Annotated in this window: 16 protein-coding genes and 1 tRNA gene; 5 read left to right on the top strand and 12 right to left on the bottom strand. The window is 53.0% G+C overall.

Annotation, left to right across the window (positions count from 1 at the left end):
- Positions 1–27: 27 nt before the first annotated feature.
- The 3 genes from cbpM to SIK97_RS12615 all read right to left on the bottom strand — a co-directional run bounded on the left by cbpM (position 28) and on the right by SIK97_RS12615 (position 2,084).
- Positions 28–333 carry a chaperone modulator CbpM gene (gene cbpM, locus SIK97_RS12625; RefSeq protein WP_004097873.1) on the bottom strand — a complete coding sequence of 102 codons (306 nt, stop codon included), beginning with the start codon at positions 331–333 and terminating at the stop codon, positions 28–30.
- Positions 333–1,253: a curved DNA-binding protein gene (gene cbpA / locus SIK97_RS12620; RefSeq protein WP_014227587.1), complete on the bottom strand. Its 921-nt coding sequence runs from the start codon at positions 1,251–1,253 to the stop codon at positions 333–335. Before cbpA ends, cbpM begins: the two co-directional genes overlap by 1 nt.
- 150 nt (positions 1,254–1,403) lie before the next feature.
- Entirely contained in the window at positions 1,404–2,084 is a 681-nt protein-coding gene (locus SIK97_RS12615) for a TerC family protein (protein ID WP_004097877.1), read from the bottom strand.
- A gap of 223 nt (positions 2,085–2,307) precedes the next feature.
- Here SIK97_RS12615 and SIK97_RS12610 point away from each other — a divergent pair, with 223 nt between their 5' ends.
- A complete protein-coding gene (locus SIK97_RS12610) occupies positions 2,308–3,090 on the top strand; it encodes a DsbA family protein (RefSeq protein WP_014837164.1) in 783 nt (260 codons plus the stop codon).
- Between the two features lie 33 nt (positions 3,091–3,123).
- Here SIK97_RS12610 and SIK97_RS12605 read toward each other — a convergent pair whose 3' ends face one another.
- On the bottom strand, positions 3,124–3,720 hold the full coding sequence (locus tag SIK97_RS12605) for a TetR/AcrR family transcriptional regulator (RefSeq protein WP_032747545.1): 597 nt from the start codon (positions 3,718–3,720) through the stop codon (positions 3,124–3,126).
- Positions 3,721–3,835: 115 nt separating this feature from the next.
- On the opposite strand from SIK97_RS12605, the gene SIK97_RS12600 reads away from it, so the two are divergent.
- Complete coding sequence (locus tag SIK97_RS12600; RefSeq protein ID WP_032747547.1) at positions 3,836–4,423, top strand: NAD(P)H-dependent oxidoreductase; 588 nt, start codon at positions 3,836–3,838, stop codon at positions 4,421–4,423.
- 255 nt (positions 4,424–4,678) lie between these two features.
- A complete protein-coding gene (locus SIK97_RS12595; protein WP_223852518.1) occupies positions 4,679–5,314 on the top strand; it encodes a hypothetical protein in 636 nt (211 codons plus the stop codon).
- A gap of 35 nt (positions 5,315–5,349) precedes the next feature.
- Here the strand turns inward: SIK97_RS12595 and SIK97_RS12590 are convergent, their stop codons facing one another.
- A complete protein-coding gene (locus SIK97_RS12590; RefSeq protein ID WP_004097886.1) occupies positions 5,350–6,159 on the bottom strand; it encodes a polysaccharide pyruvyl transferase family protein in 810 nt (269 codons plus the stop codon).
- Between the two features lie 99 nt (positions 6,160–6,258).
- Here SIK97_RS12590 and SIK97_RS12585 point away from each other — a divergent pair, with 99 nt between their 5' ends.
- On the top strand, positions 6,259–8,481 hold the full coding sequence (locus SIK97_RS12585; protein WP_049079893.1) for a glycosyltransferase: 2,223 nt from the start codon (positions 6,259–6,261) through the stop codon (positions 8,479–8,481).
- Positions 8,482–8,699: 218 nt separating this feature from the next.
- Here SIK97_RS12585 and SIK97_RS12580 read toward each other — a convergent pair.
- From SIK97_RS12580 to aspA, 7 genes are all read right to left on the bottom strand, one after another.
- Positions 8,700–8,775, bottom strand: a tRNA-Phe gene (locus SIK97_RS12580).
- A gap of 115 nt (positions 8,776–8,890) precedes the next feature.
- On the bottom strand, positions 8,891–10,978 hold the full coding sequence (locus SIK97_RS12575) for a DUF1176 domain-containing protein (RefSeq protein ID WP_057172993.1): 2,088 nt from the start codon (positions 10,976–10,978) through the stop codon (positions 8,891–8,893).
- Positions 10,979–11,046: 68 nt separating this feature from the next.
- Positions 11,047–11,622, bottom strand: a complete 576-nt coding sequence (locus SIK97_RS12570) for a transcriptional regulator (RefSeq protein ID WP_009653888.1) — start codon at positions 11,620–11,622, stop codon at positions 11,047–11,049.
- A 35-nt stretch (positions 11,623–11,657) separates the two neighbouring features.
- Positions 11,658–13,427, bottom strand: a complete 1,770-nt coding sequence (locus SIK97_RS12565; RefSeq protein ID WP_032747585.1) for a protein-disulfide reductase DsbD — start codon at positions 13,425–13,427, stop codon at positions 11,658–11,660.
- Complete coding sequence (cutA, locus tag SIK97_RS12560; RefSeq protein ID WP_032747586.1) at positions 13,403–13,726, bottom strand: divalent cation tolerance protein CutA; 324 nt, start codon at positions 13,724–13,726, stop codon at positions 13,403–13,405. The genes SIK97_RS12565 and cutA overlap by 25 nt, the downstream gene beginning before the upstream one ends.
- A gap of 94 nt (positions 13,727–13,820) precedes the next feature.
- Entirely contained in the window at positions 13,821–15,122 is a 1,302-nt protein-coding gene (locus SIK97_RS12555; RefSeq protein WP_014227594.1) for an anaerobic C4-dicarboxylate transporter, read from the bottom strand.
- A 118-nt stretch (positions 15,123–15,240) separates the two neighbouring features.
- Positions 15,241–16,677, bottom strand: coding sequence for an aspartate ammonia-lyase (gene aspA / locus SIK97_RS12550; protein WP_004097898.1), 1,437 nt, complete (start codon positions 16,675–16,677; stop codon positions 15,241–15,243).
- A gap of 338 nt (positions 16,678–17,015) precedes the next feature.
- Between aspA and SIK97_RS12545 the strand changes: the two genes are divergently transcribed.
- Positions 17,016–17,492, top strand: a complete 477-nt coding sequence (locus tag SIK97_RS12545) for an FxsA family protein (protein WP_057172997.1) — start codon at positions 17,016–17,018, stop codon at positions 17,490–17,492.
- Positions 17,493–17,502 lie beyond the last annotated feature (10 nt).

Here is a 17,502-nt window from a genome sequence, read left to right as displayed (position 1 = left end):
TGCCGCAGGAAGAGAGCGGGCTACGGCTTAGCTATGGGTCAGAAAGCGCGCCAGCCGCTGCTGCAGAATTTGATTTTCGCGGCTCAGGCGCGCGTTCTCGTCCAGCAGCGTTAAGGCCACAGCGATACCCGGCCAGTCCAGCTCCAGCTCTTTGCGCAGGCGTACGGCGCGGTGAACGATGGTCACCGCGCTATCGTCAAACAGCCAGTTTTCCCGCTGCGGCTGGCGCGGCTCGATCATGCCGAGGCCGACAATCTCGTTAAGCTCCTCTTCGGAAAGGCCGGTGTGGAGACAAAACTCGGTAATCGTGAACGTCACTGTTATCTTAGCCATCAGGCTTTCCCCCATGTCTTACGCGGCTCGAAGCTGGATTGAGCATCCGCCAGCTGCTGCCAGAGCTCACGGCTCTTCTCATCTGGTTTTGGCGGCATGACGATTTTGATCACCGCATACAGGTCGCCGGTGGTGGTTTTGCTGGTCAGCCCTTTGCCCTTCACCCGCAGCCGCTGACCGGCCTGGCTGCCCGGCGGAATGGTCAGCAGGATGCTCTCTTTCAGCGTCGGGATAGTGACCCTGGTGCCTAGCGCTGCTTCCCACGGCGCCAGCGGCAGGACGATTTCAAGGTTGTGTCCGACGATATCAAACAGCGGATGCGGGGCGATATGAATCACCAGCCACAGGTCGCCGTTAGGGCCGCCATTTTCGCCAGGGGTGCCCTGGCCTTTCAGGCGGATCCGCTGGCCGTCGACGACGCCCGCGGGAATTTTCACGTTAAGGGTTTTCGGCGTTTCGCTTTCGACCATGCCAAAGACGTTATAAACCGGCAGCTTATAGCTGATGGTGCGCGTCTGCTCGGCCAGGGTCTCCTCAAGGAATACCGCGACTTCTATCTCTAAGTCATGACCGCGGACGCCGTGCTGGCGGCGGCTATGGTGCGCCTGCTGGCCAAACATGGAGGAGAAGATGTCGTCGAAGTCCTGCTGGCTATAGCTCTGCTCGTGGGAATGCTGCTGCTGACGGCCAAACTGCGGATCGTTACGGTGCTGCCAGAGCTGGTCGTATTCGGCGCGGCGCTGGTCATCTTTAAGCACTTCCCAGGCTTCGGCGAGATCTTTGAATTTGGCTTCGGCATCGTTTTCTTTGCTGACATCGGGGTGGTATTTACGTGCCAGACGGCGATAGGCGGTCTTAATGGTTTTCAGATCGTCCGTTGGCTGAACCCCTAAAATGGCATAATAATCCTTTAATTCCATGGTGTTATCTCATTTATGCGCAATATTATGGTTACAGATCCCTGGATCAGGTGTCTTTACTAAGCGTAGGGCAAATGAGGGCGGATGTGGGGGAAAAATGGCGCAAACTTGACGCCGTCGGGATTGACGGCGGCCAAGCGTGAACGCCAGCTATTCGCTGGAGCGCCTGCGGTTTCTGCGCAACCCTTCCAGCAGCACAAGGGCGGCGCCAATGGCTCCGCCCATCACGGGGAGCGCGGCGGGCGCGTTGGGGAACAGATGAACGATGGTCACATCGGTCACCATCATGGAACCGGCTATCCAGCCGATGAGCGCCCCGCCCAGCATCACCACGGACGGGAAGCGGTTGAGGATAGCCAGCACCAGCTTGCTGCCGAGGACGATAATCGGAATGCTGATCAATACGCCCAGCGCGACCAGCAGCAGATGGCCTTTTCCTGCGGCGGCCACCGCCAGCACGTTATCCAGCGACATAATGACATCGGCAACGGTAATGGTGACCGCGGTACGCCACAGGCTGCTGGAGCTGCTGACATCATTCTCTTCTTCCTGATTGGTCACCAGCTTGATGCCAATCCACAGTAGCATCAGCGCGCCGACCACTTTAAGCCACGGCAATGAGAGTAAATAGATCGCGATGGCCAGCAGCAGCACGCGCGCCGCTATTGCGCCGACGGTGCCGATGATAATCGCTTTGGTACGCTGCTGAGGCGGCAGTTTACGGCAGGCCATCGCGATCACCACCGCGTTGTCGCCACCCAATAACAGATCGATAGCAATAATTTGCAGCAGAATAACCGCCACGTCCCACTGACTGAAAAACGCATTCATACCCAACTCATCGAACCAAAAAAGAGAACCTACGGAAAAACGCAGGGGTGAAGCGTACTCTCGTTAGGGCACTCTGGCCACCTTACAGAGAGACCGCGCGCAGCGAGTGATTGAAAAATATCGTTACCAATCATTGCATGGTCCGGCAATGATTCGCAGGCAAAGGATGATATTTTGTTCGTAGAAATACATCTGCCGTTCACCTATCGCAAGGACTAACTACATGCCCGGCCATAAGAATTTACTCACATTTGCCTTTATCGGCGCTACCCTGTTTCCGCTTATGGCGACCGCTGCTGATGCGCCGACTTTTACGCCTGAACAAGAGGCCCGTATTGGCAAAATCGCCGCGGATTACTTAGTCGCGCATCCGGAAGTGCTGCTGCAGGCCAGCCAGAAGCTACAGCAAATTCAGCAACAGCAGCAGGCCAGCGCCGCGACCCAGGCGGTACTGAAGAATGCGGCTGCGCTGACCCAGGATAAAAATACGCCAACCTACGGCCCGAAAGAGGGCAAAGTCACGGTCATTGAATTCTTTGATTATCAGTGCGTTTACTGCAGTCGTCTGGCGCCGGTAATGGAGCAGGTGATTAAAGAGAACCCGCAGACCCGCTTTGCCTTTAAAGAGTGGCCGATCTTTGGCAGCCGTTGGGAAACCTCGCTTGAAGCGGCCAAAACCGGCCTGCAGATTTATCAGCAGAAGGGCGCAGAGGCTTATCTGACCTACCATAACGGGATCTATTCCACCGGACATAACGAAGGCAAGCTGACGGCTGCCGACATCCAGCAGCAGGCGAAGAAAGTGAATTTCGACGCGAAGAAAGCGGCGGACGTTGAGCCGGTACTGGAAAGCACCAATCAGCTGGCGCAGGAAATTGGCCTGAGCGGGACGCCGGGCGTTATCGTGATGCCGACTACCGGCGCCACGGAAGCGACGATCACCGTATTCCCGGGGCTGGCGGATAAAGCCTCGCTGGATGCGGCGATCAAGAAAGCGGGCGGCTGATAATCAACGCGTCCGCCGGACGGCGGGCGCGATTTAGCGATGACAGCAGCGCTGCAGCATCGACATAATGACCTGAAAGAGTTCATCTTTAGCCTGCTGCTCCGTGATGACGCCGTTCACTACCGCGGCCGATAGCCCGTCGGCGGAGCCGAGCATGGCGAGAATGGCCGCCTCGCTGAGATTCTCACTCTCGCAAAGCGGCGAAAAATAGTCCCGACATTTTCCGGTAAAGGTGGCGATGCACTCTTGTTTGATCTTCTCCAGCTCTGGCGTCCCGGCCAGCGCGGCCATGACGCTGGGCATCTCGCGCCCCTGAAGCAGCACGCACTCGATATAGGCGTTGGCGATCGCCGAGGCCAGCTTCTCCGCATTCGGTTCGGTATTGCGCAGTATCTCATCCATTCGCGCCGTCTGGCGTTGGTCGTATTCGCGATAAAGCGTCGCGAAAAGCCCTGAACGGCTGTCAAAGTGATCGTAAACCACGGGTTTAGTCACGCCCGCCTGCGTCGCCAGATAACCCAACGTCAGAGCATCGGTCCCTTCTTGCCGAATAATATGCCAGGCGACATCAATCAGCTGCTTGCGCCGCTCTTCTCGCGTTAAACGCTGACGTACGAGTGGTTCAGACATGGAAACATTCTCCCGTTGACATATTAATATACTAAAGGTAACTTACTGATGGTAGGTTACTGTTGGTATATAAGACTACGTCCAATATCGTTATAGCGCAACTGGGGTATCCGTCATGCATGCATTAATCGTGGTTTCTCATCCTCTCAAGACGTCGCTGACTCACAGCGTAGCGACGGCGATTGCGCAAGGAATTGCCGAATCCGGCCCGCAGCATACGGCTGACATAGCGGATTTAACGCAGGAAGGCTTTAACCCGGTATTTGCCGAGCCGGATATCGCCGCATTTCTGCAAACCGGCGACACGCCGCCCGACGTGATGGCCGAGCAGGCCAGAATTGATAACGCCGACGCGCTGGTGCTGGTTTTTCCCGTTTACTGGTGGTCGATGCCTGGGCTGTTAAAGGGTTGGGTTGACCGCGTGTTTTCAAACGGCTGGGCCTATGAGGAGACCGCCGACGGCGATGTCGTGAAGAAGCTGGGCCGCCTGCGGGTGCATCTGGTGGCATTAGGCGCAGCGAGTCAACAAACGTATGACAAGCACGGATTTACCGATGCTTTTAATGCGCAGATTGTCCACGGGATTTTTGATTACTGCGGGGCGACGGTAGCCAGTTCGCAGATGCTGCTGTTGCCGGACCTGAAAACGGCGGAGGCGCATCTGGAGGCGGGGCGCCAGCTGGGAAGAAAGATGTTTGCCTGAGGCTCGCTTCGCTCCCGAGCCTGGGTTTCCGCCGGGCGGCTTTATCCGGGCCCGGCCTGAAAAAAATATATTATCAATGGGTTATATGCGTCATATCGGGACAGAACGCGCGATAATCTCACGAGGGGGCGTCATGCTAATATGCCATGTTTTCACCGCGTTATGTTGCCCTGCGCGGACGGCATCTGACGACATTTTTGGTGTTAGCCAGAGGTACCTTATTGTATAATCCTCCGGTTCCCCTTCTGGAAAACAATGATGAATAAATTACAGCGTTTCGAAAGTCTCGGTGATAATTGTGAGTTTGCTTTCTTTCTCAGAGAGTCAGGTTATGATGAAGGCAGCTTGTTTCGTTGGACTTTAATAAAAAACTATCATGCTCTTCTAAAACTAATAGAATCTGATTTTGCTGGTTTGTATGTCTATGAAAACCTGACCCCATCCTGGCAGGATATGGTGCTTGATCAGCAGTATGATATTTGTTTTCATACTGAAATGTATAGCGATAATAAAAATGATGGCTGGGTCTGGCGTTATTCTGAACAGGAAAATGATCTTATTTATAAAAAAGAAGTAGAGAAGATTAATTACCTGATAAGCAAATTTAAGAAAAGCCTTGTTGATGACAATAAAATTTTTGTCGTAAAAAGCAATGGCAATAATCTTGATGATATAGTATTCGCTTTAGCAAAAGAGTTTAAGAAGCACGGTAACAGTAAAATACTTTACGTGAAAAGTAACGTGGAAAGTTCAGCTCCAGGTGAAATCAAGAAAGTGACTGATAATCTTTTTATTGGCGCAATCGATAGATTTGCCGACTATAGCCGGGCAAATGAATACTCGCGTGAAGGCTGGCAGGCAATAATTGATAATGCTGTAAAGGTTATGTGAATTTTTTTGCAGCGTATTAATATACGCTGCATTTTTTAGCTGGTAGTAATAAAGCACGTTTTTGGGTAATGATTTAACAGCGAGTAATTATAAACGGCTTCATTCTTGTAGTATGAGTTAGGGTAGAAATTGACTTCTTTTCCCAGCAGGGAGGCTAAAATTGCCACGTGAAGTCTATCGGTATTTACAACTTTATACTCTTCAAGAAAGTTGATCATGCAGCGGGTAGAGTTTCGTGCCAGAAATTCATTATCCCAATAGTCGCCATTCCACGTGAGCGAAATATCATGATTGTTTTCTTTATGTTCTCCTGTCAGAGACTCTGAATCTGTTCTGAAACAGTTTGCCTGTTGTTTATAGGCAGGTTTAAGAGACAGGTACTGGCTAAGATCGAGATAAAATGCCATGTCATCAGCAATGAATACGTTCTTATTTGGTTCATAGCTGAGAGATTTTATATAATCGAAAGTGGTATTTTCTCGGCAAAAGACAACTAACTTATCTATATTATTAGTGAATAAATCGCTATACCCTCTGATGGTCGAAGGCATAATGATCGTTTTGTGAAATTTGTGAATATTACTTTGAATAAAATCGCGGCCCTCAGCGTACAGTCCTTCTATGAGGTTTCCTCCGCCACCAAAAATTAAAATATCAGTATCAGCGCTGTAGCGCTCATCGGCCCTGTAAGGAACATAGGTAAGCGCATTTCGTTCGAAAAAGTCGTACGTTGCCGATGCAATCACGCCATCACCCGCGTTACCGGGGTTTGCCTTATAGACAAATCGATGAGATGGATGATAGGATTTTAGAAATAAATCAAATTTTAACTCTGCACTGGTCATTTTTTATCCTGTTTAACAGAAGCTATTGATTGCTATCTTAATATTACTTCAACTCACTCATTATTATAGAAAAGTCTAGGTTACTAAGGAAAGATCACAATGAAAAAAGTTCTTATAATGACGCCGGACATAGAGGGGCCTGTCCGTAACGGCGGCATTGGTACTGCTTTCACTGCCCTTGCCACTACTTTGGCAAAAAAGGGTTATGATGTCGATGTATTGTATACATGTGGTGACTATTCGGAGTCTTCTGCATCAACTTTTAGCGATTGGTCACGTATTTATAGCACCTTTGGTATTAATCTGCTAAGTACCGGTCTGGTAAAAGAGATTAATATTGACGCGCCTTATTTTAGAAGAAAAAGTTACTCTATTTTGCTCTGGCTGAAAGAAAATAATGTCTACGACACTATTATTTCTTGTGAATGGCAGGCGGATCTGTATTACGCTTTATTAAGTAAAAAGAATGGCACTGATTTTGAGAATACAAAATTCATTGTCAATACCCATAGCTCAACATTATGGGCTGATGAAGGTAATTACCAGCTTCCATATGATCAGAATCATCTTGAACTCTATTATATGGAGAAAATGGTTGTTGAGATGGCTGATGAAGTCGTTAGTCCTTCTCAGTATTTAATTGACTGGATGTTGAGTAAACACTGGAATGTGCCTGAAGAACGCCGCGTTATTTTAAATTGTGAGCCATTTCAAGGGTTTGAGACGAGAAGTGATGTTGTCGTAAAAACAAATGAAACACCCGCTTCAGGCGTTGAGCTTGTATTTTTCGGCCGACTTGAAACCCGTAAAGGGCTCGATATCTTCCTGCGCGCATTAAGAAAACTCTCTGACGAAGACAAAGAGACGATCTCTGGCGTGACCTTCCTCGGGAAGAATGTCACGCTGGGTAAAATTGATTCCTTTACTTATATCATGAACCAGACCAAAAATCTGGGGCTGGCAGTCAATATCATCAGCGATTACGATCGTACTAATGCTAATGAATATATAAAAAGAAAAAATGTATTAGTCATCATCCCATCGCTCGTTGAAAACTCCCCGTATACAGTTTATGAGTGTCTGGTTAATAACGTTAACTTCCTCGCCTCAAACGTTGGAGGAATTCCAGAACTGATTCCGCAAGAGCATCATGCTGAGGTTCTGTTTACCCCAACGCCGGTTGATTTGTACGGTAAAATCCACTATCGCTTAAAAAATATAAATATCAAGCCTGGGCTGGTTGAGTCACAGGAAAATATCCAGGCAGCGTGGTTTGCCGCTATTGAGCGAAAAGATAACAGCGTCTTCAAGAAAATAGATGAATCGAATCGCCCGTTAGTTAGCGTGTGTATCACTCATTTCGATCGCCACCATTTGCTCCAGCAGGCACTTGCCTCAATTAAAACGCAGACGTATCAAAATATTGAAGTCATTTTAGTTGATGATGGAAGTACAAAAGAAGAATCTCATCGATATTTGAACCTTATCGAGAACGATTTTAACGCTCGAGGCTGGAAAATCATCCGTAGTTCTAATAACTACCTGGGCGCAGCGCGAAATTTGGCTGCGCGACACGCCTCCGGTGAATATCTGATGTTTATGGACGATGATAATGTCGCTAAACCTTTTGAGGTTGAGACATTTGTCACGGCAGCATTAAACTCCGGGGCCGATGTGTTAACCACCCCAAGCGATCTCATTTTTGGTGAGGAGTTCCCTTCTCCGTTCCGTAAAATGACGCACTGCTGGCTGCCGTTAGGCCCCGATTTAAATATCGCCAGCTTTAGTAACTGCTTTGGCGATGCGAATGCCCTTATCCGCAAAGAAGCTTTCGACAATATCGGTGGCTTTACTGAAGATTATGGTTTAGGCCATGAAGATTGGGAATTTTTTGCGAAAGTCTCCTTACAAGGCTATAAATTGCGGCTCGTTCCTGAACCGCTATTTTGGTACAGAGTAGCAAACTCCGGAATGTTGTTGAGCGGAAATAAGAGCAAAAACAACTATCGTAGTTTCCGTCCATTTATGGATGAAAATGTGAAATATAACTATGCGATGGGGTTGATTCCTGCTTACCTTGAAAAAATTCATGAGCTTGAGAGCGAGGTGAGCCGACTGCGTAGCATCAATGGCGGCCACTCTGTCAGCAATGAACTGCAGCTTTTAAATCATAAGATTGATGGTCTTATTTCCCAGCAAAGAGATGGCTGGGCCCATGACCGCTTTAATGCCCTTTATGAAGCCATTCATGTTCAGGGCGCCAACAGAGGCAGAAGTCTGGTTCGTCGGGTGGGCAGAAAAGTTAAATCCCTGTTGAAATAGCAGCGTCCGCGGAGCTCGAAAGGGCTCCGCAAAAAAGAGTTTTAATGAAGTTTAATTGTTCGACGCACTCAGCTCTCCCCGCAGGCGTTGAACAGCGCGCTTGTCGCGCTGGCCCCGAAGGGGTGAGCCGCTGCGCGGCGAATAATCGAACGGAGTACGATGGAGAGTCCGGCCGCAGAAAAGCAAAAACCCAGCCATAGGCTGGGTTCTCTGAATAGTGGTGCCCGGACTCGGAATCGAACCAAGGACACGGGGATTTTCAATCCCCTGCTCTACCGACTGAGCTATCCGGGCAACGGGGCGCATTAAACCGTAATCCGTACGCGGCGTCAATCAAATTTCTCGATTTATCTACCGGTTGCTTAAGTTTGCGGCAATTCTGCGCCTGAATACGCTTTTTTGCTGAAAATTACATCATCCCGTTGTCGCCTTCACGGATTTTCCAGCCGCTGGTCACCGAGATAGCGCGGCGTAATCCAGAAATCGCGTAGTCGCCAACAATGTCTTCGTCATCGCGCGGCGAGCTGATCGTGATTTCCGCATCGACGCCGTGACGATAGGCGCCGTGGTGGCTAAAGATGGTGCCGATAAAACATTTATCGTTCAGCCAGACCGGGATATATGCCACGGTTTCATAGATATAGTTCGACGCTACCCCGCTATAGTAGTTTTCCGCGTCGTCGGATGATGTGCCCGGAGGAATAGGGCAAATTGGCGCGTCATTGTCGCTCTGTGGCTTATCCTTGAGCAGGCTGCTCTGCATCACTTCCAGCGACTTCAGCAGGTCTGACTTTTCCCGCTCATTCAGCGCGGGCATCAGAGGCTGGTCTTTTTCCGGCGAGCGAATGTCGTTAAGGGTGTAGCGATAGCGGATTGTCACTGCCGGCGTACTGCCTGAGGGGCCAAACGGGCGCAACAGATAGAGATTGTCTTCGCCAAACTGGCCGTTGTACCAGAGCGCATAAACCTGGCCGTTAATGCGCACCCAGTGACTCCACTGGTTGGCGCCGCGGCCGTTGAGAGAATAGAGCGCGCCCGGAACGCCTGCGTCAAAATCATCGCCATTGCCGCTATCATCGCTGTTAACCGCAGCAAAAGCGTCGTCGCTGCGTTTTAGTATCCCGGTATAGCTAAAGAGTCCGGTGCCGCCAACGTAGCTGTCGATAATTAAATCGCGTTTACCGTCTCCGTCGAGGTCGACCAGCGTAAAGCTCACTTTACCGTTTTCGGAGTCGGCGCTGATATCAGACTGGAGAAACGCCTGCCACTCATCATCGCTGATATCGGCGGACGGCTTCGTCGTTGATACCAGAGAGTCGTCCGCGTAGGTCAGCGTAAAATGGCTGACGTTCCCGCTGAGGGGGAACTGCTCGGCGATATTATTCAGATCCAGTTCAGGATTGGCCTTCTGCTCCTTTAATACGGCGTTATACAGCGCTTTCAGCGCGTTGTTATCGGCATCTTTCTGCTGCTTCGGGATAACCTGGCTCACAAAGGTGGGCAGCATCCACGCGCCGCCGGGGGCGATCTCCCGGCAGTCGCCGGTGGAGTATTTCAGGCTCTGGACAAACGTTTTGCCATCCCAGACGCGCTCTTCACCGCTGATGCAGTCGGCGATACCGCGGCCTTTATTGAAAAAGGTGAGCACGCCGTCGGCATAGCTGGAGGCGTCGGTGGTGACCAGCTGAGGCTGGGTCATAAACGCCTTGTCGACCACCCACGTTGCATAGCCGTCGTTGTAGGCAGCGCGCCAGCACAGCGCCTGAATCAGCGTGTGGCTTTTATCCAACGGCGTTGCGGTGATCTGGCGCTCAGATGCCGGGATATCCGCGTTTTGCCAGTCGTCGCAATGGCTATTTAGCAGAGGGACGAGCTGGGGACGGAGTTTCTGCCGCTGCTTTGCCGTCAGCGCTACGGTGGCGGCATTGTGGATGACCGGTGCGGCGATAATTTCCGGTGCGGGCGCGGCTGATAAAATATTGTCATCACCGGCGTCGCCCTGGCGTAACAGCGCATCGGCAGTGCCCAGACGCTGCTGAAACTCATCCATTTTCAGGAATACGGCGCTGCTGCCCGCGTCGGAGAGCGTCTTACGCTCGCCGTTAAGGGCAAGCTCAATTTTGCCGTTGTGCTCCAGGGCCTGAATCAGGGCCGCCGTTTGGGTGTCATCAAAGCGAAAGTGGCTCTCGTCGGCGGCCTCAAGTGGGCCGTTATCCCGATCGTCAATGAACAGATTTACCGTTGCGTCAGGGGGGATATCGCGTTCGGTTTGCGCGAAAGTCGCCACAGCGATGACGTGCTGCGCCGCGCCCGCATTGCGGGTCAGCAGAACGCTGACTTCGCCCATGGTGGCGCCATAGCCGGCGGCTCGGCAGGTCCCGGTGTTGTCGCAGGCGAGCTCCCAGTCTTTGTGCGCGAAAGAAAAGCCTTGCGGAGAAGCTGCCAGGAGCGGTGTCGAACACAGCCCCATGATGGCAACCCAAAGAAGAGAGCGCATATCAAACCCTGTCAGCATATCGATGAGGAGGGGATTATATGCGCGATGAATTGGTTAAGATATCGGAATCAGGTCAGGGCGCCGCCCATACGGCACTGGGCAAAACGCAAAATGTCTTCTGCCAGGCGACGCGCGGTATCGACATCCGTCTGGCTGCGCTTGATCAGCAGTCGGCTCAGGCAGCCTTCAACGATCAGCTCCATCTGCTTTGCGACCATTGCCGGATCGTCAACTTCGAGCTGGCTAAGCAGTTCATGGGTATAGGCCAGCGAAGCCTGCTTTTGCTGCTCGGCCAACTGATGGATCGGATGCTGAGGGTCCGGATAAAAAGTACAGGCGGCAATAAACAGGCAGCCGGGGTAACGATGGTTGCTTACGCAGGTGGTCAGCGCGGCGTAGCGGGCCAGCAGCTTCTGCTCCGCGCTGAGCGACTCGTCCAGTAAAAGCTGGCGGCGCCAGGCATCGACCTGATGGCTGAGATAGCGAAGCGCGTCGTACAGCAGCGCTTCCTGGTCAGGCCAGAAACGTTTGAGGTCATTGAGCGGGTAAGCCACGCGCTCGGCGACCATTTCCAGCGTGGTGTTAGCGATACCCTCGATTTCGAGGATTTGGATGGCTTCACCCAGGACATCTTCACGTTGCACGGTCTTTTCCTCCATTATTCCTCCTACAGTGTCGCTCACGGTTGTCGATCGCGCAAATGGGCGCTGAATGCCGCGGCATCCATAAAGCCGGTGACGCGCTGCATGGGCTGCTCCTCGCCCTGTTCATTGAAAAACAGAATGGTGGGCAAGCCGAGCACCTGGAGGTGCTTCAGCAGCGCCGCGTCCCGCGCGCTATTTTTGGTGACATCAACCTGCAGCAGAACGGTCTCTTTCAGGGCCTGTTGAACCTCAGGTGAGGTAAAGGTGTATTTCTCGAACTCTTTGCAGGCCACGCACCAGTCGGCGTACAGGTCGAGCATCACCGGTTTACCTTTCGCCTGCGCCAGCGCCTGGTTGAGCTCATCGACGCTATGGATACGGGTAAACTGGAGATGGGACTGCCGTTGCGCGACCGGCGCATCGAAAGCCCAGTCCTGCAGCGGACGGGCGCTGACCAGCGCGGCGCCGAGCATCGCTATTTGCACAATACGCAGCCAGGGGCGCGTGCCGCCCAGCGAGGTAATAAACGCCCAGCTAAAAAAGGCGACGCCAAGCAGCGACCAAAGCCGCAGGCCCCACGGTTCGCCCACGATACGCTCGAGTAAAAATACCGGCAGCGCCAGGATTACAAAGCCAAAGGCGGTTTTGACGTGGGCCATCCACGGGCCGCTTTTCGGTAGCAGACGGTTACCGAATACGGTTACCAGGATCAGCGGCAGCCCCATGCCGAGCGCGTAGAGGTACAGGGTACCGCCGCCCAGCCACAGATTACCGCTCTGGGCGATATAGAGCAGAATGGCGCTCAGCGGCGCGGTGGTACAGGGCGAGCAGATTAATCCGGCAATCGCCCCCATGGCGAATACGCCGCCAGGTGAACCGCCCTGGCGTTTATTGCTCATCAGCGTCAGGCGCGTTTGCAGCGACGAAGGCAGCTGGAGCGTAAACAGACCAAACATCGACAGCGCCAGCAGGATAAACAGCACCGACAGGCCGATCAGCACATAAGGGTGCTGTAGCGCCGCCTGGAACTGCAGGCCCGCAGCGGCAACGACCAGCCCCAGGGCGGTGTAGGTTAGGGCCATGCCCTGGACGTAGATAAAGGCCAGCAGCAGCGCGCGGGCGGTGGAGAGGCGTTTTTGCCCGCCCAGCACGATGCCGGAAATCAGCGGATACATCGGCAGCACGCATGGGGTAAACGCGATGCCGATACCAATCAAGAGCGCCCACAGCGCGCTAAAGGGGAGAGCGGCATCTTTATTGTCCACAGCGGGGGGCGGAAGGTCGGACGGCGACTCTACCGGCAGCGCCGGGCGCGTTTCCAGCGGCAGAGGCGGGGTCAGCCCGGGTTGCCCGACGGCGGTATCGCTGCTGGAGCGCGCGAGCGCGTTGCCGAGCGGCACGATTTTGGTTTCCGGCGGATAGCAGAAACCGGCATCCGCGCATCCCTGATAAGTCACGGTAAGAGTCGCGCCGGCGGCGGCGTGAGTCAGAGTGACCGGCACGGTCAGGCGCTGGCGGTAAATTTCGCTTTTACCGTAAAACTCGTCCTCATGCCATTCGCCTGCAGGCAGCGAGGGGTCGGTAAACGCCGCATCTGCGGACGTCAGCTTTATCTGTTTACGGTAAAGATAGTAACCATCCTTGATTTGCCAGGTCAGATTAAGATCGTGTTGATTCTGCTGAAAATCGAAGGCAAAAGCCTGGTCAGCAGGAACAAAGTTCGAGCGGCCAGGGGCGTCGAACAGGCCGGCAATGGCCGATGTGCTGCAAAGCAGCAGGATCAGCGTAATGATGCGTTGAGCCATGAGAGGTAATCGTTGTCTCCGTGAATAACGGGCAGAACCAGAAGTTCAGGGGTTTGATACGGGTGATGGGACCTCAGGCAGTCCAGCAGCGCCTGCTGATGGGCAAGGTCGGTTTTCAGCAGCATTTGCACTTCATACTCCTGCTCCAGTTTTCCTTCCCAGTAGTAGAGCGATGTCGCTCCCGGCAGGAGAGTGGCGCAGGCGGCGAGTTTTTCCGCCAGCGCTTTGGCCGCCAGGTCCTGGGCGGTCGCTTCATCCGGCGCGGTACAGAGTACAACAACAGCATCAGGCATCGTCATCGTGAACCTCGTATCAGCGAAAAGAGGCACTATAGCATGCAAGATAGGGAGGATTAACGAAACGGGCCAGGATCTGGCCCGAATTTGAAGAGATTTACAGCATGATGCCGCCGAAAATAAACCCGAGGATCACGCATAGCGTAATGGCGATGACGCCGGGGATCAGGAAGGCATGGTTAAAGACATATTTGCCGATGCGGGTGGAGCCGGTGTCATCCATTTCGACCGCCGCCAGCAGGGTGGGGTAGGTCGGCAGAACGAAAAGGGCGGAGACGGCGGCAAATGAGGCGATGGCGGTAAGCGGGCTCACGCCCAGCATAAGCGCGGCGGGCATCAGCGCCTTAGTGGTCGCGGCCTGGGAATATAGCAGGGTCGCGGCGAAGAACAGCACCACCGCCAGCAGCCACGGGTAGTTGTGCAGCAGGTCGCCCGCCACGGTCTGGATATCGCTGATGTGGGCTTTGACGAAAGTATCCCCCAGCCATGCGACACCGAGAACGCAGACGCAGGCGCTCATGCCGGATTTAAAGGTGCTGGCGTTGAGCACTTCACCGGTGTCGATTTTGCAGGTGATGCTTATCAGCGTCGCGATAGTCAGCATAAACACCACAATCGCTTCGTTACGCGGCAGGACCGGATCCTGGATCAGCCCTACGGTATCGCTGATGGCGGTGGCGTAGAACATCACCGCGACGATACCGATCAGAAACAGTAATACCGAGCGTCTGGCGTGCGGCTTCAGTTCAAAAACCTGGCTGCCGCGCAGTTTGACTTCCCCTTTTGCCAGCCGCTCCTGATAAATCGGGTCGTCTTTCAGCTCACAGCCGAGGAAGTTACAGACGATGGCGGTAAGCATGACGGCAATCAGGGTAACCGGAATACAGATCGCCAGTAGCGTCAGGTAGCTGACGCCCAGGGGCTCGAGAATACCGGCAAAGAAGACCACCGCTGCGGAAATCGGCGAGGCGGTAATGGCAATCTGCGAAGCGACCACCGCAATGGAGAGCGGGCGTGAGGGGCGGATGCCCTGTTCTTTTGCCACTTCGGTGATAACCGGTAAGGTTGAGAACGCCGTATGCCCGGTTCCGGCAAGCACGGTCATAAACCAGGTGACCAGCGGCGCGAGAAAGGTGATGTATTTGGGATGACGCCGGAGCATTCGTTCGGCAAGGCTGACCAGGTAATCCATCCCTCCGGCGACCTGCATGGCGGCGATAGCGGCGATAACCGCCATAATGATTTCAATGACGTCGAAGGGGATCGCGCCAGGTTTAATTTGAAACACGAGGGTCAGGACGAGGACGCCCAGGCCACCGGCGAAACCGATGCCGATTCCCCCGAGCCTGGCTCCCAGATAAATCGCCAGCAGGACAATAACGAGTTCTGCACCAAACATATTTGCCTTCCTTGTTTTATTAACAAGTTGATATTGGGTTGTTGTAATTTAGTAAATCAATAAGAACAAAAAGGGCATGTCATCGCTGACATGCCCGTGGTTAGTTTAATCGGAAAACCTACTGTTCGCTTTCATCGGTATAACGCTTCGCTTTATAGGCCGGATGCATCAGGTTTTGCGCAGAGAAGATATCGTCCAGCTCCGCCGCGGTCAGCAGGCCGCGTTCAAGCACCACATCCCGGACGCTTTTGCCCGTTTCAGCGCAGATTTTGCCGACGATATCGCCATTGTGGTGGCCGATATACGGGTTGAGGTAGGTGACGATGCCAATAGAGTTGTAGACGTAGCTTTCACATACCGCTTTGTTGGCGGTGATGCCGCTGACGCATTTTTCCAGCAGGTTGTAGCAGGCGTTGGTCAGAATATGGATAGATTCAAACATCGCCTGGCCAATCACCGGTTCCATCACGTTCAGCTGCAGCTGGCCCGCTTCGGAAGCCATGGTGACGGTGGTGTCGTTACCGATTACTTTGAAGCATACCTGGTTGACGACTTCCGGGACCACCGGGTTAACCTTGGCGGGCATGATGGAAGAGCCCGCCTGCAGTTCAGGCAGGTTGATTTCGTTCAGGCCAGCGCGCGGGCCGGAAGAGAGCAGGCGCAGGTCGTTACAGATTTTGGACAGTTTTACCGCCAGGCGCTTCAGAGAGCTGTGGACCATCACGTAGGCACCGCAGTCGGAGGTCGCTTCGATCAGATCTTCCGCGGGGACAACCGGCAGGTTGCTGACTTCCGCCAGTTTTTGTACCGCCAGCTGCTGATAGCCATCCGGGGTGTTCAGACGGGTGCCGATAGCGGTCGCGCCAAGGTTCACTTCCAGCAGCAGTTCCGCGGTGCGCAGAATGCATTTGGTCTCTTCGTTAAGCAGAACATTAAACGCGTGGAACTCCTGACCGAGGGTCATCGGTACCGCATCCTGTAGCTGAGTCCGGCCCATTTTCAGAATGTCCTGGAACTCTACGGCCTTCTGCTGGAAGCCTTCGCCCAGCTGATTAATCGCATCGATCAGTTTGAGGATGGAGGCGTAGACCGCGATGCGGAAACCGGTCGGGTAGGCATCGTTGGTGGACTGGCATTTGTTAACGTGGTCGTTCGGGTTGAGATACTGATATTCGCCTTTCTGGTGGCCCATCAGCTCAAGGCCGATGTTCGCCAGTACTTCGTTGGTGTTCATGTTAACGGAAGTGCCCGCGCCGCCCTGGAACACATCGACCGGGAACTGGTCCATGCATTTGCCGTTATTCAGGACCTCATCGCAGGCGGCGATAATGGCATTGGCGACGCTTTTGGGGATAGTTTGCAGCTCTTTGTTAGCCTGCGCAGCGGCCTTCTTCACCATCACCATTCCGCGGACAAATTCAGGGATATCGCTGATTTTGTTGTTGCTGATGTAGAAGTTTTCAATCGCTCTCAGAGTATGGACGCCGTAGTAAGCGTCAGCTGGAACTTCCCTTGTACCCAACAGGTCTTCTTCGATACGAATGTTGTTTAACATGTGAACCTTCTCTTTCAAGCTGCCTATGAATTCACCAAATACGCAGAATTAATGGGATCTAGCGCATTTTCTGGCCGCAGATTATTTCCTTAATCGGCCCGGTGCCCACGATCATATGCTGATGATAGCGAATATCAGCCGCCCTGATCACTTATTATGTAGTGAATCTTATAAGAATTATTAATCTGTGAAATGAGTCACCGGTTTTCTAATTTTGAAAAAAATAAGCTTTTTTTACGATTGAAAAGTGACGTTTTGGCCCAACATCTTGCTGATGCGAATAGCACATCTATGACTACGGGCGCCGATGCTGGCGTCTGTTAATGAAGGAGACGCCGGTGCGTTGGATTCCGTTAATTGCCGTTTTTTTATACGTTTACATTGAAATCTCGATCTTTATCCAGGTCGCTCATGTGCTTGGCGTTCTGCTGACGCTGATTCTGGTGATCTTCAGCTCGGTGGTGGGGATATCGCTGGTGAAAAACCAGGGCTTTAAAAACCTCATGCTGATGCAGCAGAAGATGGCGGCGGGGGAGAGCCCGGCCGCAGAGATGATCAAAAGCGTGTCGCTGATTATCGCCGGTTTGCTGTTGCTTCTGCCGGGGTTCTTTACCGATTTCCTGGGGCTGCTGCTGCTGTTACCTCCGGTACAGAAGCATCTGACCTTAAAACTGATGCCGCATCTGCGCTTTAGCCGAATGCCGGGCGGCGGGTTTAGCGCCGAAACGGGCGGCGGCGATACCTTTGAAGGCGAATACCAGCGTAAAGACGACGAACGCGACCGTCTCGATCATAAAGACGATCGCCGCGACTAACATGCATTGC

Source organism: Klebsiella sp. JN_Kp126 (assembly GCF_033843325.1).
Classification (GTDB): domain Bacteria; phylum Pseudomonadota; class Gammaproteobacteria; order Enterobacterales; family Enterobacteriaceae; genus Klebsiella; species Klebsiella michiganensis.
Note: the sequence above shows the minus strand (reverse complement) of the source record. Positions and strands in the feature narration are given on the sequence as shown.